Origin of the sequence: Bifidobacterium moraviense (assembly GCF_012932365.1) — a bacterium.
In the GTDB taxonomy this organism is placed as follows: domain Bacteria; phylum Actinomycetota; class Actinomycetes; order Actinomycetales; family Bifidobacteriaceae; genus Bifidobacterium; species Bifidobacterium moraviense.
In genome coordinates this window covers 66,690-86,317 of record NZ_JAAIIH010000006.1, presented here as the reverse complement: position 1 = coordinate 86,317, position 19,628 = coordinate 66,690, and the positions used below count along the sequence as shown (strand labels likewise).

The following is a 19,628-nucleotide window of genomic DNA, read 5'->3' as shown; positions in this document are numbered from 1 at the left end:
ATGGGACGGGCGTCCCGCGTCGCATATCGGCCGGCGGGTCCGCGAGCGATCAGCTGCCCAGCGGATGACCGCAGCCGGGGCAGAACTTCGCGGTCGGACGGGTCACGCGCGTGCCGCACTCGGTGCAGAAGCGCACCGCCGGCGCGGACTGGTCAGAAGCGGACTGGTCGGGCGCAGGCGCAACGGCCGACGTAGGCGCAGGTGCGACGGATGCCGGCGCGACGGTCGGCACGGCAGGCGTGGCGGGAACCGTCGGCGCAGACGGGGATGCCGGAGTCGGAGCCGCGGAAGCGGCGTGACGCGGCGCGGACTGCGCGGGGACGGACACAGCCTGAGCAGGCGCGGAAGCCGCCGCATACGACTGTGCGGACGGCGCAGGCTGCGCGGACTGAGGCTGCGCGTATCCGGCCGACGTCCGAGGCGCGATCGGCGCACCCGCGACCGCCTTCCTCGCGCCGTGCTTCCGCAGCAGGATGATCGCCACCACGATCAGCACGATCACCGCCAGAGACCCCGCGGCCACCATGAGCCACGTCTCCACCTTGGTCCACGGGCTGCCGCCCACGCCGGTGGAGAAGATCAGCAGCTGGGAATCGTCGCCCTTGGTCGTCGCCACCACCACGGTGGCCCCGTCGCCGCTCAGCATCGCCGCGCCGCCGTAGCCGCCGGAGATCTCATCGGGGATGCGCACCTCGGACGTCGCGCCGGTCTTGGTGTCCATGGAGATCAGGGAACCGCCGGACGTTCCGGTCTGGGATGCCACGAGCATGTGCTTGCCGTCGTTGGTCAAGCCAAGGTAGTTGCCGGACTCGAATTTGGCGTCGATGCCGGCGGGAATGCTGGTGGTCCATGCCGCGCGACCCGCGGCGATGTCGTACACGCTCATCGACGACGCGTCGCTCACCTTGGACAGGTTGACGCCGTTGGCCGGATCGCCCGCCGGACCGTCGAAGCCGAGCACGTATCGCGCCTCCGTGTAGCTGCGGTTCGTCGTCAGCGTGTAGGGGTGATCGGAGAGATACGTCAGTCTGCCGTTGGTCACGTCAAGTCGGTAGTACAGCGCCGCGGAGGCGGACGACGAATACGAGCTCACCAGCAGCGCCTTGCCGTCGACGAGGGTGGACAGCACGCTGAGGTTCGAATAGTCGATGCCGGACGGGCCGGTGATCTGCTGCGCTGGCGAGGACTGACCGGTGGTCAGGTCGTAGGCCTGCAGCGTGGCGGAGGAGCCGCTCGACGACGGCTCGACCGCGAATACGTGGCTGTAATCCGGCGCGACGCCGAGCATCGCGCTCGAACTGCTGATCTTCGTGGTTGCCGTCACGCGCTGCTGCTTGACGTCGTAGGTGTTCAGCGTCACTCCGCTGCCGGAGTAGTCGCTGATCAGCACGCGGTCCGCGGTGGCGCCGACCACGTACTCGCTGCCGCCCACGCTGCCGTTGAGCGTGGTGATCTGCTTGGACGCGACGTCCGCCGCCTTGAGCTTGCCGCTATCGGTGTCCACGAAATACACCTGCTTGCCGTCCGTGGAGATCACGCCGGCGCCGGCGAGCTCGGTGATCGAGACGTCGTTGAGCGTCACCATGAAGTACGTGGATGAGCCGGACGCGACGTTGCTGGCGTAGATCACCGCCACCGAGCCGTCGTCGGAGATGCCGTTGACGGCGACGTCCTCGTAGTTCTTGAGGTTCACGTTGCCGCGCTGCTGCGGCACCGGCGGGGCGCCCGCGGCCCATGCGGCGGTGGGCGCGACGATCAGGGCGACCGCGGCCATCATCAGCGCGACGAACGCGGCGGCGATGCGGCGCGCCACGTGACGGATCACGGTGCGCGGCGCGGTGCGTCGACGATCGGGCCGATGGGCGCGACGATCGCCGCCGACATCGTCCGCGCCGTATGCGCGAAGATCGAGATCATGGACGCGATGACGACTATCCGGAGAACCCTTCATGATTTGTCCCCTTTGACGTGAACGCGGCGGGCCGCGCACTCTCTATGCTTCTCCCCTTCGAGTGTACGCCGCATCCGTTACGCCGCGCGCGGGGCAAAGGACCCCAGTACGACGGAGCCGGATAGGGGAACCCAGGCGCGGCCCCGGTCGATCACGGTGTTTCCGTACGAACACATACGAAAACACCGCCGAACGACGTGCTCCACGGTGTTTCCGTATGAGCTCGTACGACAACTGTCACGAGGCGTCCGCTCCGAGACAGCAACCGTACAAACACATACGAAAACACCGCGGAACGGCGTGCTCCGCGGTGTTTCCGTACATGCGACCGGCGTACATGCGACCGGTACCAGGCCCGGCGTCCCGGCAGCCCCGGCCCGTACGCTCGGCTCAGTTCTTGAACGAGTGGATCGGCGCCGGAATGCGCCCGCCGCGCGTCACGAACGCCGCGCACGACGCCTTGTTCACCGGCATGATCGGCGCGTAGCCCATGAGCCCGCCGAAGTTGGCCTGCTCGCCCACGCCCTTGCCCACCACGGGGATCACGCGCACGGCGGTGGTCTTCTGGTTCACCATGCCGATGGCCGCCTCGTCCGCGATGAGGCCGGAGATCGTCGCGGCCGTGGTGTCGCCGGGGATGGCGATCATGTCGAGGCCGACCGAGCACACGCAGGTCATGGCCTCGAGCTTCTCGATCGTCAGGCATCCGGAGCCAGCGGCGTCGATCATGTTCTTGTCTTCGGAGACGGGAATGAACGCGCCGGACAGGCCGCCCACGTAGGACGACGCCATGATGCCGCCCTTCTTGACCTGGTCGTTGAGCATGGCCAGGGCCGCCGTGGTGCCGGGCGCGCCCACCTGTTCGAGGCCGATCTTCTCCAGCACCTCGCCCACGGAGTCGCCCACGGCCGGCGTCGGCGCGAGCGAGAGGTCGATGATGCCGAACGGAATGCCCAGACGACGCGACGCCTCCTGCGCGACCAGCTGACCCACGCGCGTGATCTTGAACGCCGTGCGCTTGATGGTCTCGCACAGGAACTCGAAGTCCTTGCCCTTGGCGGCATCCAGCGCGCGGGACACCACGCCGGGGCCGGAGACGCCCACGTTGATCACGGCATCGCCCTCCGTGACGCCGTGGAAGCCGCCCGCCATGAACGGGTTGTCGTCCGGGACGTTGCAGAACGCCACGAACTTCACGCAGCCGTAGGAGTCGTTGTCCGCGGTGGCGGCGGCGATGTCCTTGATGACGTGACCGAGCAGCTCCACCGCGTTCATGTCGATGCCGGTCTTCGTGGAGCCCACGTTCACGGACGAGCAGACGATGTCCGTCTCGGACAGCGCCTGCGGCAGGGAGCGGATGAGCAGCTCCTCGGCGGGCGTCATGGACTTGGAGACGAGCGCCGAGTAGCCGCCGATGAGGTCGACGCCGCATTCCTTGGCGGCGCGGTCCATCGCGTGCGCGATCTTCACGAAGTCCTTGGTGGACCTGCACGAGCTGGCGCCCACCAGCGAGATGGGCGTGACGGTGATGCGCTTGTTGACGATCGGGATGCCGTAGTCGCGTTCGATGGCCTCGCCCGTGGGCACGAGGTCCTTGGCGTAGCGCGTGATCTTGTCGTACACGTTGGCGCACGTCTCGTCCACGGTGCCCGCCGCGCAGTCGAGCAGCGAGATGCCCATGGTGATGGTGCGCACGTCGAGCTTCTCCTGCTCGATCATCTGGTTGGTCTCGTGGACCTCCATGATATTCAGCATGACTGTTCCCCTGTCCTTCCGTCTGGATGCTTCACGGATGCGCGTCAGACGCGGTGCATCTTGGTGAAGATCTCCTCGCGCTGGCAGCGGATGCGCACGCCGATGTCCTCGCCGAGGGCGTCGAGGTCGTCCACGATGGTGCCGAACTCCTCGTCGGCCTTGGCGTAGTCGACGATCATCATCATGTTGAAGAACCCGTCGATGATGGTCTGCGAGATGTCGAGCACGTTGACCCTGTGGTCGGACAGATACGTGCAGACGCGGGCGATGATGCCGACGGTGTCCTGGCCGACGACGGTGATGATGGCCTTGTTCATGGGGTTCCCCCGATCGAAGAAAAACAGCAGACCGTTCCAGTATATTGTCCGACGCCGCGCCGCGCCCGCGCCGTCCCACGCGCCGCGTGACGTGGGACGCCCGGCCCGCGTCGCAAGGGGCAAACGCGACACCGCGCCCCGAAGCGTCCAAATAGTGATCCCGCCCTATGCACGGCCGATGCGTCCCCCGTATGGTGTGACCCAGTTTTCCGGCCAACCGCCGGAACGACATGAACCGCACCGGCGCGCTTCCGTTTGGCACGACCGGGCGGAGGCGAGACGTGCGGCAGGGGCATGGCCATCGGCGCGCGCAACCGCATCGTGCCGCGGACGTGCCCCGCAGATGAAGTTGAGAATGAATTAGAGGGGATTTCTCATGTCCGCAACGGCAACCGCCTCCACGGCGACCAAGGCCGTCAAGAAGGATTCCGTGCCGGAGATCATCGCCGCGTCGATGGTCGGCACCGCAATCGAGTTCTACGACAACTACTGCTATTCCATCGCATCCGCCAGCTACTTCGGCGCGATCTTCTTCCCGGCGGCCACCAAGGCCAACCCGGCGATCGGCACCATGCTGGCGTTCCTGACCTTCGCCGTCTCCTTCCTCGCCCGCCCGTTCGGCTCCATGCTGTTCGGCCACTTCGGCGACAAGGTCGGCCGCAAGACCACGCTGGTCGTGGCCCTCATGACCATGGGCATCTCCACGTTCCTGGTCGGCTGCCTGCCCGGCTATGAGCAGCTCGGCATGCTGTCCATCATCATCCTGTGCATCTGCCGCGCCTGCCAGGGCGTGGGCCTCGCCGGCGAATGGTCCGGCGCCGCCCTCGTGGCCACGGAGAACGCTCCGGCGCACAAGCGCGCCCTGTACGGCTCCTTCCCGAACCTCGGCGCCCCGATCGGCTTCTTCTGCGCCTACGGCCTGAACCTGCTGCTCGACACCACGCTCGGCCCCGATCAGATGCAGGCCTGGGGCTGGCGCATCCCGTTCCTGTGCTCCGCCGTGCTCGTGATCATCGGCCTCTATGTGCGTCTGCACATGAGCGAGACCCCGATCTTCCGTCAGGCCGAGGCCGAGGACCGCGTCTCCAAGCACCCGCTGCGCGACCTCGTGCCGTACTGGAAGGAAGTCCTTCTGGGCACCGCCGCCATGGGCATCACCTACACCCTGTTCTACGTGCTGGGCACCTGGTCGCTGAGCTACGGCGTCAAGGTGATGAAGCCGGCGTTCACGCAGAACGAGTACCTGGCCATGCAGATGGTCTCCGTGGTGTTCTTCGCGATCTTCATCCTCGTGACCTGCGTCTACTCCGACAAGCTGGGCCGCAAGACCGTGCTGATCTCCACCACGCTCGCCACGCTGGTGTTCAGCCTCTTCGCCATGCAGTCGCTGCAGCACAACCCCGTCACCGTGATGCTGTTCCTGTGCGTGGGCTTCGCGCTCATGGGCGGCCTGTTCGGCCCCTGCGGCGCCTACCTGCCCGAGCTGTTCCCGACCCACGTGCGCTACTCCGGCGCCGGCCTCGCCTACAACCTGGCCGCGATCTTCGGCGGCGCGTTCGCCCCGACCATCGCCACCGCGCTGGTGCAGGCCACCGGCACCGTGGCCTCCGTGGGCTGGTACATGGCCATCATGGCCGTGATCGCGCTCGTGGCGCTGTTCCTCATCAAGGAAGGCAAGAACGCCGACTACGCCAAGTGATCGCGTGACGCGTATCGTGCGTCGCATGGTACGTACCGCGTGATGCGCGGCATGTGACGCATGATCGACATCGAGCGTTGGCCCCGTACGGATCCGTTCCGTACGGGGCCAACTGCGTTTCGCGTACGGAGTGCGACGTGTGGAGTGCGGAGCCGACGACGCCCGCGCGACGTTCCGTTGCCGTACGTCCGCGCCGCGTGCCCGCGCCGTGTATGTCCGCGCGACGTTCCGTTGCCGTACGTCCGCGCCGCGTGCCCGCGCCGTGTATGTCCGCGCGACGTGCCCGCGCGACGTGCGGATTCACCCACAATTGGCATGGATATTGCGAGAATCGGCGAACATGCGCGCCTGCGATCCCGATCCGGCCGTGCGACGCGCATCCGCCGGCGCTTTGCACTAGGTGTGACGATCGCACTGTCCGCCGCAACGTTGCACGTCAGCCGCGGTCGATCGCACTGCCATCGACCCGCCCATGCCGACATCGCATCGGACTGAATCTGCTCAATCTCCCCAACGACGCCGCAGATTGAGCGGATCCAGTCCGACGGAACATCACATTGAGCAGATCCAGTCCCGGAGACGCCCAACAAGCCCTCCTGCGGACTGGATTCGCTCAATCCTTCCCGGAGCCGTCACGGATTGAGCGGATCCAGTCCCGAGCCCGCATCACACCGAGCGAATCCAGTCCTGCATCCAACCGGACCGAGCGGATCCGGCCCGACGACGTCACACGGACCACGCCCGGTCACCCACACGGACCGTATCCGCTCAATCCTTCACGCGCTCAGTCCGCGGCCACAACGACGGCCACGCCATCGGCCACGAGCTCGGCCTCGACATCGGCGGAACGCTCGGCGTCGGCGAAGCCCACGCCATCCGCAGCCGCGCGACGATCCTCGCGCAGCATGAACGAACCGGCGAGCACCAGCGCCACCAGCACCAGACCGAACACGTAGCCGTAGCGCGAGCCGGTCACGAAGCCCGCCTGCGTGGACGTGTCCGCGAGCCCCAGCAGACAGGTGGCGATGGCGGTGCCGATCGCACCCACGACCTGCTGCATGGTGTTGAGGATCGTGCTGCCGTCGGCCGCCATCTCACGCGGCAGGGCGTGCAGCGCGGCGGACTGCGTGGACTGCTGGATGAACGGGATGCCCACCATGATGATCACGTGCGCGGCGAGGAACAGCGCCACCGGAGAGCCGACGCCGATCGCGAGGAACAGCACGCCGCCGATCGCGGCCATCGCCACGCCGATCCACACCAGACGCTTCGCGCCGTACCGGTCGTACATGCGGCCGGCCAGCAGCGTGCACAGCGCGTTGACCACGCCCGCGGGCAGCATGAGCATGCCCGCCACCGCGGAACTCAGGCCGAGGCCGCGCTGCAGCTCCTGCGGCACCAGATACATGAACGCGAGCGTGCAGGCGAACGAGCAGCTCACCATGACGGCCGGCACGGCGAACGCGCGGATGCCCAGCGCCTTGAGGTCCAGCAGCGGGTCGGCGATGGTGAGCTGACGGTGCGCGTAGAACGCGAGCACGAGCACGCCCGCCACAAGCAGCGCCACCACCACGGCGGAGAAGCCCATGTCGCTGATCAGGCTCACGCCGGCCACCAGACAGCCGAAGCCGAGCGCCGAGGCGATGACGGACGGAACGTCCACGGCCGGGCGGGTGAGGTCGATCGGCGTGACGAAGAACGCGGCGGTGAGCGCGATCGCCGCCACGGCCACCACGGCGAGCAGGGCGAAGATCGCGCGCCACGAGAACGCGCCGATGAGCACGCCCGCCAGGGTGGGGCCGATGACCGGCGCGAACATGATGGTGAGTCCCGCCACGCCGTTGGCGGCGCCGATCTTCTGCGGCGGGAAGACGCGCATGATCGCCGCGTACATGGTGGGCAGCATGATGCCGGTGCTCACGCCCTGCACCATGCGTCCGGCGAGCAGGATCGGGAAGTTCGGGGCCGCGACGCACACGACGGCGCCGATCAGGAAACACGCGAGCGCGACCAGGGCGAGCGTCCTGGTCCTCACCCACTTGAGCAGGAAGCCGACGCACGGCAGGACGATGCCGATGGCCAGCATGTAGCCGACGACCATCCACTGGGCGGTGCCGGCGGAGACGCCGAAGTCGTCCATGAGGTCCGGGATCGCGATGTTCATGGACGTCTCGGACAGCATGCCCAGGAAGACGCCGGCGTACAGGCCGGACATGATCCGGTGCGGATGGGCGAAGGACTGATGCGCGGACGGCATGGGTGCTGACGACTGGTTCGCGGACGACTGGCGCGAAGATGACTGATGCAAGGTTACCTCTCTCTTGACGCAGAAAACCGCATGGCCCCGCACCGAATACTCGATGGTATTTCGGCGCGGGGCCATGCGGTTTTGATCAGCTCCGCAAGGTAACACGTTTCGCGGGTCTTCGTAAGTCAGGCCGGGCGTGTCGCGCGTTTGCCCGCGAAGGCGGCGTCATGCCTCGCACGACGCGGAGTCCCCCGTCCTCCTGAGCAGCACGCTCCTTCTCCCGGCCCTCCTGAGCAGCACGCCCCTTCCCCGGCCCTCCTGAGCAGCACGCCCCTTCCCCGGTCATCCTGAGCAGGGCGTTCCTTCCCCGGTCATCCTGAGCGGAGCGCAGCGGAGTCGAAGGATCTTTGACATACAACCGAACGTCAAGGATCCTTCGACTCCGGCTCCGCCTCCGCTCAGGATGACGGGAGGAAACCCGTCACATCCGCTCAGGATGACGGGAGGAAACCCGTTGCCTCCACTCAGGACGACCGGGAAGGCCGACCCGCCGCCGGCTGACCGGAAGGGTCACGCCTCGCGGGACGCGGAGTCGGCGGCCACGGCGGGCAGGGCGCGCGGCGCGTTGAAGCCCTGGGCCTCGAACTCGTCGGCGATGAGCTGCGCGATCTCCTGGCCACGGCCCTTGTCCACGAGCGCGATGATCGAGCCGCCGAAGCCGCCGCCGGTCATGCGGGCGCCGTACGCGCCGTGCGCGCGCGCCACGTTCACGGCGGTGTCCAGCTCGGGCACGGTCACCTGATAGTCGTCGCGCAGCGAGTTGTGCGAGGCGTTGAACAGGTCGCCGGCCTTGTCCACGTCGCCCTTGGCGAACGCGTCCACGAACTCGGTGACGCGGCCGATCTCGGTGATGACGTGGCGCACGCGGCGCACCATCATCGGATCGTCCTTGAGCTGGTCGAGCACGGCGGTGAGCGCGGCGGCCGGATCGTCGGCGGCGTTCACCTGGTCGGCGATGACGCGCAGGTTGTCCACGCCGAGGCGCTTGGCGGCCTTCTCGCAGGTGGCGCGGCGCTCGGCGTACTGGCCGTCGTTGAGCTGGTGCGGGGCCTGCGTGTCCACCACGAGCAGCTCCAGACCGTACTTGTCGAGGTCGAACGCCTGCTGGGAGACGGATTCGAGCGGGGTGAGGCCCGGACGGCAGTCGAGCAGGATCGCGTGGCCGGCGGTGCAGCGCATGGAGGCGTTCTGGTCAAGGCCGCCGGTGGAGGCGCCGGCCATGTCGTTCTCCGACTTGATGGCGGCGTCGATGAGCGTGACGCGGCCGGCGTCGGTGGAGCCGTAGCCCAGGCCGTACACGTCGTCCAGCGCCAGCGCGGTGGAGCAGGTCATGGCGGCGGAGGAGCTCAGGCCCGAGCCGAGCGGCACGCAGGAGACGAACGCGGCGTCGAAGCCCTGCACCTGGCTGTATCCGGCCTCGCGCAGCGCCCACGCCACGCCGGTCGGGTAGGCGGCCCAGCCGTCCACGCCGCCGGCCTGCAGGCCTTCGAGGTCCGCGGAGGCCACCTTGTCCGGCGCCACGTCGGAGACGAGACGCACGGCGGTGTCTTCGCGCGGCTTGAGGGCGATGAACGTGCGGTGCGGCAGCGCGATGGGCAGGCACAGGCCGGCGTTGTAGTCGGTGTGCTCGCCGATGAGGTTCACGCGGCCGGGGGCGGCCCACACGCCGGCGGGTTCGGTGCCGTACGTCTTGGCGAACAGCTCGGTGGCGCGGGCGACGCCGTCCTCGTGGCTGATGGGTTCGATGAATTCAACAGCGGTCATTGGTGTTGGTTCCTTTCGGTCTGATCGAGTCCGATCGCGGGATCGCGGTTCAGTCGGCGATGTCCACGTCGCCGAGCTCGTGGAAGCGCTTGGCGATGAGCTCGGGCGTGGTGTCGGAGATCCAGGCGGCCATGCCGGACTCGGAGCCGGCGAGGTACTTGATCTTGTTGGCGGCGCGGCGGAAGCTGAAGAACTGGAGGTTCAGGCGGTAGTTCGCGCGGCGCGGGTCGTGGATCGGGGCCTGGTGCCAGGCGGCGATGTACGGCAGGTCCATGCCCTTGCCGTCGCCCTTGTCGAAGAACGCGTTGCCGCGCTTGAGCAGCGTGGAGTACATCTGGGCGAGGTCCCAGCGCTCCTGGTCGTTGAGCTGGTCGAGCGTGAGCACGTCGCGCACCGGGGCCACGTGCACCTCGAGGGGCCAGCGGGCGGCGGCCGGCACGTAGGCCACCCAGCTGTGGTTGCGCATGATCACGCGCTCCTTGGCCTCCAGCTCGGCGTTCATGAGGTCCTTGAGCAGGTTGCCGCCGGTCTTCTCGTGGTAGGCCTCGGTGTGCTTGAGCTCGGCTTCGAGCTTCGGCGCGATGAACGGGTAGCAGTAGACCTGACCGTGCGGGTGGGCCAGCGAGACGCCGATCTCGGCGCCGTGGTTCTCGAACGGGAAGATCTGCTCGATGCCCTCCATGGCGGAGATCTCGGCGGTGCGGAACGCCCACGCCTCGACGACGGTGCGCAGGCGGGAGACGGGCAGGTCGGCGGGCAGGCCGTGCTCGTTCGGGTCGAAGCAGATGACTTCGCAGCGGCCGGCGGCCATCTTCTTCTCCCACAGCGGGTTGCCGTCCACGTAGGTCACGTCCTCGGAGCGGCCGGGCACGCGCACCATCGAGGGGAAGCGGTTCTCGAACACCACCACGTTGTAGTCGGTGTCCGGCACCTCGCCGTCCTGGTACGGGTCGCCGGGCTTGCGGGCGGCCAGCGGGTTGCCCTTGGCGGTGGCGCCGGGGCCGGCGGTGATCGGGCGGTTCATGCGCGCGGTGGCCATGGGGATCCAGTCGCCGGTCAGCGGGTCGCGGCGCATCTCCGGGGCCGCGTACGGCACCTCCTCGCCGGCGGCGTTGAGCTGGTTGGCGAAGCGGTAGGCCAGGTTGCGCGGATCCTTGAGCTCGCGCGTCTTGGCGCCGGACACGTACTCCGGGTCGTCGTCGAGGTAGAAGAACTCGCGACCGTCGGCCAGCGTGGTCGGCGTGATGCGGATGTGCTCGGACGCGTACTCCCCCGGGGCGTAGTGTGCGAAATCACTCATTGGTTGTGCTCACTTTCTTGTGACGGTTGCTCGATCTGCTTGGCCAGAACGAGCGTTTTCACCAAATCCTTGGTCTGCTTGGCCACGACGGGGTCGAGCCCGTCGTCGGTGATGACGGTGTCCACCTGCTCGAAGCGTGCGAACAGCGACAGCGACGTGCACGCCCACTTGGTGTGGTCGGTGAGGATGATCGTGCGGTCGGCGATGTCCATGAGCGCCATGTCCGTGGCGGCCTCCAGCGAGTTGGGCATGAGGAAGCCGCGCGGGATGGACACGGAGTGGGTGCCGAGGAACACGGTGTTGACGCGCAGGGAGCCGATGACCTTGTCCGCGATGGGGCCCACGAGCGAGTTGGAGCGCGTGATGACGCCGCCGGTGACGATCACCTCCACGTCCTTGGATTCGAGGGCCTGCACGAGTTCGGCCACGGGGATCGAGTTGGTGAGGATCGTGATGCCGGCCGCCTGCTGCGACTCGAGCAGATGCTGGGCGAACACGTACGCCGTGGTGCCGCCGCCGATGGCGATCACGTCGCCGGGGGCCACGTACTTGACGGCCTCCTGCGCGATGGCGTCCTTGAGCCCGATGTCCATCTGGGACTTCACGGAGAACAGCGGCTCGGCCAGCAGCGTCGACGTGGTGACCGCGCCTCCGTGCACGCGTTTCAGCAGACCCTTGTCCGCAAGGTCGGCGATGTCCCTGCGGATGGTCATCGCCGAAACGCCGAGTTCCTTGGACAGTGCGGTGATGCGCACCGCGCCGCGCGTGCGCAGCCGGCTCAGGATCAGATGTTGGCGTTGTGACGATATCATTCGAACATTATCGCACACATACGCTCATTGAACAAAACCGTTATGAGCGTTTCGTGTCGTCGTCCCGGACATACGGAACATGCCGACCGCGCGTCCCGCAGCCGCCCACCGCAACTTTGCCACGACCGACCATCGAGAACGCCTCCGACCGTCATCAACATGGCCTCCCATCGCAACTTTGCGATCAACGACCATCGAACGACCACATCCGCCACCATCCGATGGTCCTTCACCGCAACGTTGCCACAAACGACCACCTTGCGAGGCACAACCGGCACCTTCGATGGTCACCCGTCACAACATTGCGATCGACGACACATATGCACGGCCCTCTGCGGCAACGTTGCGACGGGTGCCGGGCAACGAACGACGGGCGACGAACGACGGGCGACGAACGACGGTCAGCGGCGCAGCAGACGATCGAAGCCCCACTGCGTGACGCGCCACATGGCCTCCGCCACGATCGCGGAGCTCATCTTCGACTGCCCGCGGATGCGCTCCACGAACGCGATCGGCACCTCGCGGATCACACCGCCGGCGGCCGCCACGCGCCGCGTCATGTCCACCTGGAACACGTAGCCGTTGGCCTGCACGCCCTCCAGCCCCAGCTTCTCGAGCATCGGCGCGCGGTAGATGCGGAAGCCCGCGGTCATGTCATGCACCGGCAGCCCCAGCATCGTGCGCGCGTACCACGATCCGCCGCGCGAGATCATGTCGCGCGTCCACGGCCAGTTCACCGTGCGCCCGCCCGGCACGCGCCGCGAACCGATCACCAGATCCACGTCCGGGTTCATCACGGCCACGTCGAGCATGCGGCGGAAGTCCTCCGGACGGTGCGAGCCGTCCATGTCCATCTCGCAGATCAGGTCGTAGCCGCGGTCCAGCGCCCAGCGGAACCCCGCCAGATACGCCGGTCCCAGACCGTTCTTCTCCTCGCGGTGCATCACGTGGATGCGGCGGTCCCCCTGCGCCATGAAGTCCGCGAGACGCCCGGTGCCGTCCGGCGAACCGTCGTCCACGATGAGCACGTCCACCTCCGGCGTATGCGCGAACACCCCGGACAGCGTGGTCTTGAGATTCGCCACCTCGTTGTAGGTGGGCATGACGATCACCGTGCGGGTCGACTCAGGCATCCGCTCCCCCTTTCGCTGCACCATACTCTACCGTGCGTTCGCGCCAACCGGTACGCGCGCGCCGTAGCGACGATCCGCCCGCGCGCACCCCGCACATCTGCCGATCCTTGGCACGCCGAACGCAAGGATCGGCAGATATACGTCGTAGGAGACGCCAAACGGCCCGAATGCACGCAGATCTGCCGATTCCTGCGATATCGATGCCAAGGATCGGCAGATATGCACGGATGCGGCCGGACGCTGCCGGACGCACGGGAGGAACGGGCGGACGGACGGATCGGCGCACGCTGGCACGCCGCAGCACGCGGTGCCACAATGGAGGCATGAGCTACGTTTCCGAATCCTTCTGGCACGACGCCGTCAACAAGGCCACGTGCGACCTCTTCACCTTCGGCTACAAGCACGTCGTCAAGCCGCATTTCGTGTTCAACCACACGCCCGACGTGGCGCACGACCAGATGATCGAGTTCTGCCGCGTCACCAAGAACATCCCGCCGCTGATGTGGCTGCTGCGCGAGATGCTCGACTACACCGACCCGATCCTGGAGACCGAGACGATGGGCGTGCGCTTCGCCAACCCGTTCGGCCTGTCCGCCGGTCTCGACAAGAACTGCGACATGCCCGTGCTGCTCGACCACGCCGGATTCGGCTTCGAGACGGTCGGCTCCACCACGTCGCGCCCCTGCGCCGGCAACCCCAAGCCGTGGTTCCATCGTCTGCCCGAATACGATTCGATGATGGTGCACGTGGGTCTGGCGAACGACGGTTCGGAGACGGTGATCCCCCGCGCCGAGGAGGCGTGGCGCCGCGCCAAGGCGATGCAGGTGTCCGTGTCGATCGCGCGCACCAACGACGCGCAGTGCGGCGATCTGGACGAGGGCATCGAGGACTATCGCATCTCCATGGAGCGCGCGGCGGGACGCACCGCGATGATCGAGGTCAACGTCTCGTGCCCCAACACGCACGCCGGCGAGCCGTTCACGCAGACCCCCGAGGCGCTGGACCGCCTGTTCACCGCGCTGGACACGGTGGAGCGCCCGCAGCCCACGCTGGTCAAGATGCCGCTCAACAAGCCGTGGCCCGAGTTCCGCGAGCTGCTGCAGGTGCTGGCCGAGCACAACGTGCAGGGCGTGTCGATCGCGAACCTGCAGAAGGACCGCACCGGCCTGGAGATCCCGCGCGAGTGGGAGGGCGGTCTCTCCGGCGGCCCTACGTACCGCGCGAGCAACGCGATGGTGGCCAACACGTACCGCGAGTTCGGCGACCGCTTCGCCATCGCGGGCGTCGGCGGCGTGTTCACCCCGGAGCAGGCGTACGCGAAGATCCGCTCGGGCGCGAGCCTGGTGATGTTCATCAGCTCGCTTATGTACCGCGGCCCGCAGCAGATCACCGTGCTCAAGCGCGGTCTGGCGCGCCTGCTGCGCCGCGACGGATTCGATTCCGTGGCCGAGGCCGTGGGCGTCGACGTGGACTGACGTCCGCGCGGCGGCGACGGGTCAGACGATCCGGCGCGATCGGACCCCACGGACCCGCGAACGACGAACGGCGCGGCCCCTGCATGATGCGGGAGCCGCGCCGTTGCCGTCTTCGGCGTGCGTCAGAACGCGCCGCGCACGTACTGCGGCTGATACGGCGCCTTCGCCGTCCCGACGCCGAGCTTCGCGGCGGCGCGCAGCGGCCAGTACGGGTCGCGCAGCGCGGCGCGGCCGATCTGCACCGCGTCCGCCTCGCCCTTGCGCACGATGCGGTCGGCCTGCTTCGGCTTGGTGATGAGCCCCACCGCGGTGGTGGGCACGAGCGCCTTGGAACGCACGTTCGCGGAGAACGGCACCTGATAGTTCGGCTTGACCGGCACGGCCACGCCCGGCAGGATGCCGCCGGTGGACACGTCCACCAGATCCACGCCGTGGTCGCGCAGCACGCGCGCGGTCTCGATGGTCTGGTTGAGGTCCCAGCCGCCGGCCGCCCAGTCGGTGGCGGAGATGCGCACGAACAGCGGCATGGCGCTCGGGATGGCGCCGCGGATCGCGTCGGTCACCTCCACGAGCAGACGCATGCGGTTCTCCAGGCTGCCGCCGTATTCGTCGACGCGCGTGTTGGTGAGCGGGTCGAGGAACTCGCTGAGCAGGTACCCGTGCGCGGCGTGGATCTCCACCACGTCGAACCCGGCGGCCACCGCGCGGATGGCGGCGGCGCGGAACTGCGCCACGATGCCGTGGATCTCGTCCACGCTCAGCTCGCGCGGCTCGGCCTGGCGCCCGAACGCGATGGGGCTCGGCGCCACGGTGCGCCAGCCGCCTTCGGACTCCGGCACGGTCTCGCCGTTCACGCCCACCGCGAAGCAGCCGGTGGATCCCTTGCGCCCGGCGTGGTTGAGCTGGATGGCCGCGGCCGCGCCGGCCTCCTTGATGCCGCGGACGATCCACTGGTATGCGGCGATCTGGTCGTCGTCCCACAGACCCAGATCGCACGGCGAGATGCGGCCTTCGGGCGCCACGGCGGTGGCTTCGAAGCACACCAGTCCGAATCCGCCCACGGCGCGCGAAACGTAGTGCTGGTAGTGGAACGGCGTGGGCTTGCCGTCGCGGGCGAACGCCGAATACGTGTCCATCGGCGGCAGCCAGACGCGGTTGCGCACGGTGAGCCCGCGCAGCTTGATGGGGCTGAACAGCGCCTGCGACTGCGCCTTCACGGCGTTCTTGGCCGACTTGAACAGCGCCTTCTTGCCCTTGCGGCGCTTGGCGGAGACGTTCGCGGGCGGATCCGCGGACGGATCCGCGAGGGACTCCGCGTCATCGTCGTCGAGCGCGTCGTCGTCCGCGGCTTCGTCCGTGTCGTCGGCGTCCGTGTCGTCGTCATCGGCGTCGGCGAGCGCGGCATCGTCCGTGACATCGTCCGCGGCGGCGTCCGGAGCCGGATCCCCGCCCGTGGGCGTCTCGTCCTCGTCGCTGTCGTATGCCGACGTCTTGTCCGCCACGGTGAATCCGCGCATGTCGAATCCCGGCAGATCGTTCGCGGCGTTGTCCTCTTGCGTCATTGTTTCGTCCCCCTTTGCGTTTGCGACCATGCATTGCGACCATGCGTCGCGGCCGCCATGTGAGCCATTGTATGACGAAGGCCGCGCGGAATCTCCGCGCGGCCTGTGAGCGACCTGTGAGGGAAACGCCGCGGCGTCCCCGGACCCGGCCCGGCTACTGGGCGGACTCGGTGGACTGCTCCGTGGCCTGCGGCTGCTGCGTCTCGGCCGGCGCCTCGGACTGCGTGGCCTGCGGCTCGGCGCTGGCCGTGGCGGTGGCCGTGGGCGACGGGCTCGCGTTCTGTCCCGCGGCATCGGACTGCGACTCGTCCGCCGCGGAGCTCTTGGACCTGGACGTGCTCGACGTCGTGGCCGTGACGTACTTGCTCGACGGGTTGCCGTAGTCGTTGTTGATCGGGATGTTCGCCGCCGCCAGATACGTGTTCATGAAGTTCTTCCACGCCGGGGTGGCGATGTCCGCGCCGTACCAGGTGTCGTGGTAGACGCCGTTGATCGTGCGGTTGGAGAACGCGTTGGTGGCGTGCCAGATGCCGGTCTTCTTGTCCTCCTGGTAGGTGTAGCCCTCCGCGTTGCCCACCATCGTGTACGCGGCCACCTCCGGCGTGAAGCCGCCGGTGAGCATGTACGTGTTCTCGTTGGTGCCGGTCTTCGCGAACGTCTTGCGGTTGTTGTCCAGCTGGGCGTCGTGCGCCTGGCCCTTGGGCTGTACCACGCCCTGGTTCATCGCGTACGCGGCGGTCTGCGCGATCTCCGGGTCGATGGCCTGATGGCAGTTGGCGCTCGGCACGGGGATGTCCTTGCCGGTGCTGTCCACCACCTTGGTGATGGCGATCGGGGTGCACTGCACGCCGTTGGCGGCGATCGTGGCGTACACGTTCGCCATCGTCAGCGCCGACGCGGACACGCCGGAGCCGATCACCACCGGCGGGTTGTAGAGCGTCTTCTGGTCGAACAGGCTCTTGTCCTCGTCCGCGAGCGCGGCGCTGTGGTAGCCCATGTCGGACGCCGCGTTGAGGATCGGGGTGAGGCCGATCTCCTTGAGCATGGCGGCCTGCGTGGTGTTGTGCGAGTTGATGAGGCCGTTGAGCGGCGACTCGGAGCTCACGCGCACGCCGCCGGAGTTCTGCACGTTCCACGTGATGCCCTTGGCGTAGTAGTCGGGCACGTCGTGCTCCTCGTTCAGGGCGTACACCGCGGGCAGCTCCTCGGTGATCGCGTGGCCCTCGCGCATCCACGCCACCAGGTTGATCGGCTTCCACGTGGAGCCGATCGGGAAGCCGGAGCCGCCGCCGTCGCGCTCGTCCACCGCGTAGTTCACGGCCGTGCGCGTCTCGTCGCCCTCGGCGGCGCTCGTCGCGTCGTAGATGCGGTTGATGCCGAAGCCCAGCACCTCGCCGGTGCCCGGGCGGATGGCCGCGATCATCACCTCGAAGTGGCTCGGGTCGTCCACGGGGATGGCGGTCTTGGCCGCATTCATCGCCGCGTTGTTGGCGTTCACGTCCATCGTGGTGTGGATCTCCAGACCACCGGAGTTGAGCAGCTTCTGGCGTTCCTCCTTGGTGGCGCCGAACTCGGGCGAGTTCTCGATCTGCTTGACCACGTACGAGCAGAAGAACGCGGCGTCGCCGGCGGCCATGCAGCCCTGCGCCACGGACGTGATGTGCAGCGTGTCCTTGAGCGGGGTGTTGACGGCGTCGTCGTACTCCTGCTGGCTGATGAACCCCTGCTGCAGCATGAGCTTGAGCACGATGTTGCGCTGGTTCTGCGACTCCTCCTGGTTCGCCTCGATGGACGGGTCGTAGTTCGCGGGGTTCTTGGTGATGGCGGCGATGGTGGCCGACTCCACGACGTTGAGGTCCTTGGCGGACTTGTCGAAGTAGCGGTGCGCGGCGGCCTCCACGCCGTAGATGCTGCGGTTGCCGAACTGCGCGATGTTGAGGTAGCCCTGCAGGATCTCGCCCTTGGAGTACTCGCGCTCCAGCTGCACGGAGATGAGCATCTCGCGCAGCTTGCGGGCGATGGTGTCCTCCTTGGCGTGGTATGCGGCGATCGGGTCGTTGTCCTCCTCCGCCTGCGCGGCGAGCACGTTCTTCACGTACTGCTGGGTGAGCGTGGAGCCGCCCTGCTGCTCGTCGCCTTTGACGTAGGTCTGTACGAACGCGCGCAGCACGCCCTGCACGTCCACGCCGGAGTGGTCCCAGAAACGACGGTCCTCGCGCGCCACCACGGCCTTCTGCATGACCTCGGAGATCTGGTCCAGCGGCACCACGGTGCGGTTCTGCGTGTAGAACGTGGCGATCTTGGAGCCGTCCGCCGCGTACAGGTTGGAGGCCTGCGGCAGATCGGCGATGGAGAAGTCGATGCCCTCGGCCTTGAGGTTGGGGCTGAGCGTGCGGATCAGGGAGTTGGCGGCGAACACGCCGGGCAGCAGGAATCCGCTCGCCACCACGCCGCCGGCCACGCAGAACATGGCGTAGGCCAGCAACAGGGTGAAGAGCCGCTTCGCGGTCATCGATTTCTTTTCAGGCATGGTGCCCATTCTAGGGGGGCGGGTCTACCGCGGGCCCGGTCTTCGCGCAGGGCGCGCACCCATATGCACGAGAACTTCACTTGCTGGAAATCCGCGGAAAATCGCCTGAATGCGGCTGCGATCGGCCGGCAGCCGCGGCGGTCGCGGCCGGCCGACGGAGGTTGCCGGAGGCCGACGGAGGCCAGCGGCGGCTATCGGCGAGAGCGGCGGATGAGCATGCCCGGTTGGAAGATGATGATCGCGCGGCCCTTGCGCGCGATCCACCCGCGGTTGTCGAAGTCCATGAGCGCCTTGTTCACGGTCTCGCGCGAGGCGCCCACCAGTTGCGCGAGTTCCTCCTGCGTCAGGTCGTGCGGCACCATGAGGCCCGCCTCGATCGGCTCGCCGAAGCGGTGCGCCAGGTCGATGAGCGTCTTGGCCAGTCGCGCCGGCACGTCCATGAACACCAGATCGCAGATACGCTCGTTGTTGGCGCGCATGCGTCCGGCCAGCACCTGCAGCATGTCCACGGCCACGCGCGGATGCTCATCCAGCCACGCGAACAGGTCGTCGTGCTCCAGCGAGACCACGGTGGTGCCGTTGGTCATCGCCACCGCGGACGCCGTGCGCGGGCCGCCGGTCGGATCGAACACCGGGATCTCGCCCAGGATCTCGCCTCGGCCGTGGATGGAGAGCAGCTGCACGCGGCGGTCGTCGGCCTGACGGGTCAGCTTGACGCGCCCGTCCTCCAGGATGTACATGCGATGGTCCACGTCGCCCTCGCGGAAGATGAAGCCGCCCTTGTTGAGCGTCCAGCGCTTGAGATGGGGCAGCAGCTGATCCGCCTCCTCGGGCGAGACCTGCTTGAACAGCGCGGTGTGCAGCAGCGCATTGTCCTCGTCAACGATCCCGTTGGGCTTGTCGGCGCTCATCCCCACGTCCTCGAACCTCCCAGTTGGCGTCTTCGACCGTTCGGCCTCCCGGCCGGCATATGGCATGTCATTGTAGCCCCGCGCGGCGACGGCGGCCCGGATGCGACCGGG

13 protein-coding genes are annotated in these 19,628 nt (G+C 67.7%); 2 read left to right on the top strand and 11 right to left on the bottom strand.

What is annotated here, in order from left to right; translation table 11 throughout:
• Positions 1–49: 49 nt before the first annotated feature.
• The 3 genes from G1C96_RS10405 to G1C96_RS05530 form a co-directional block, all read right to left on the bottom strand.
• Positions 50–1,825, bottom strand: coding sequence for a zinc-ribbon domain-containing protein (locus G1C96_RS10405; protein ID WP_169275655.1), 1,776 nt, complete (start codon positions 1,823–1,825; stop codon positions 50–52).
• 516 nt (positions 1,826–2,341) lie between these two features.
• A complete protein-coding gene (locus tag G1C96_RS05535; protein ID WP_169275654.1) occupies positions 2,342–3,706 on the bottom strand; it encodes a PFL family protein in 1,365 nt (454 codons plus the stop codon).
• Positions 3,707–3,750: 44 nt separating this feature from the next.
• Positions 3,751–4,023, bottom strand: a complete 273-nt coding sequence (locus G1C96_RS05530) for an ACT domain-containing protein (RefSeq protein ID WP_169275653.1) — start codon at positions 4,021–4,023, stop codon at positions 3,751–3,753.
• Positions 4,024–4,399: 376 nt separating this feature from the next.
• On the opposite strand from G1C96_RS05530, the gene G1C96_RS05525 reads away from it, so the two are divergent.
• Positions 4,400–5,722 carry an MFS transporter gene (locus G1C96_RS05525; protein ID WP_169275652.1) on the top strand — a complete coding sequence of 441 codons (1,323 nt, stop codon included), beginning with the start codon at positions 4,400–4,402 and terminating at the stop codon, positions 5,720–5,722.
• A 784-nt stretch (positions 5,723–6,506) separates the two neighbouring features.
• Here G1C96_RS05525 and G1C96_RS05520 read toward each other — a convergent pair.
• The 5 genes from G1C96_RS05520 to G1C96_RS05500 all read right to left on the bottom strand — a co-directional run bounded on the left by G1C96_RS05520 (position 6,507) and on the right by G1C96_RS05500 (position 13,039).
• The gene (locus tag G1C96_RS05520; RefSeq protein ID WP_335341927.1) at positions 6,507–7,979 is read right to left on the bottom strand and encodes a DHA2 family efflux MFS transporter permease subunit; all 1,473 of its coding nucleotides are present in this window, start codon (positions 7,977–7,979) and stop codon (positions 6,507–6,509) included.
• Between the two features lie 561 nt (positions 7,980–8,540).
• A complete protein-coding gene (gene galK / locus G1C96_RS05515; RefSeq protein WP_169275651.1) occupies positions 8,541–9,794 on the bottom strand; it encodes a galactokinase in 1,254 nt (417 codons plus the stop codon).
• 49 nt (positions 9,795–9,843) lie between these two features.
• Entirely contained in the window at positions 9,844–11,094 is a 1,251-nt protein-coding gene (galT, locus tag G1C96_RS05510) for a galactose-1-phosphate uridylyltransferase (RefSeq protein WP_169275650.1), read from the bottom strand.
• Positions 11,091–11,906 carry a DeoR/GlpR family DNA-binding transcription regulator gene (locus G1C96_RS05505; protein ID WP_169275649.1) on the bottom strand — a complete coding sequence of 272 codons (816 nt, stop codon included), beginning with the start codon at positions 11,904–11,906 and terminating at the stop codon, positions 11,091–11,093. The genes galT and G1C96_RS05505 overlap by 4 nt, the downstream gene beginning before the upstream one ends.
• Positions 11,907–12,307: 401 nt before the next feature.
• Positions 12,308–13,039, bottom strand: a complete 732-nt coding sequence (locus G1C96_RS05500; RefSeq protein WP_240945120.1) for a polyprenol monophosphomannose synthase — start codon at positions 13,037–13,039, stop codon at positions 12,308–12,310.
• Between the two features lie 323 nt (positions 13,040–13,362).
• On the opposite strand from G1C96_RS05500, the gene G1C96_RS05495 reads away from it, so the two are divergent.
• A complete protein-coding gene (locus tag G1C96_RS05495; RefSeq protein ID WP_169275648.1) occupies positions 13,363–14,514 on the top strand; it encodes a quinone-dependent dihydroorotate dehydrogenase in 1,152 nt (383 codons plus the stop codon).
• A 122-nt stretch (positions 14,515–14,636) separates the two neighbouring features.
• Here the strand turns inward: G1C96_RS05495 and G1C96_RS05490 are convergent, their stop codons facing one another.
• From G1C96_RS05490 to G1C96_RS05480, 3 genes are all read right to left on the bottom strand, one after another.
• Complete coding sequence (locus G1C96_RS05490; RefSeq protein WP_240945124.1) at positions 14,637–15,755, bottom strand: NADH:flavin oxidoreductase/NADH oxidase; 1,119 nt, start codon at positions 15,753–15,755, stop codon at positions 14,637–14,639.
• Between the two features lie 475 nt (positions 15,756–16,230).
• Complete coding sequence (locus G1C96_RS05485; RefSeq protein ID WP_205832060.1) at positions 16,231–18,606, bottom strand: transglycosylase domain-containing protein; 2,376 nt, start codon at positions 18,604–18,606, stop codon at positions 16,231–16,233.
• A 191-nt stretch (positions 18,607–18,797) separates the two neighbouring features.
• A complete protein-coding gene (locus G1C96_RS05480) occupies positions 18,798–19,517 on the bottom strand; it encodes a Crp/Fnr family transcriptional regulator (protein WP_169275646.1) in 720 nt (239 codons plus the stop codon).
• Positions 19,518–19,628: the final 111 nt, after the last annotated feature.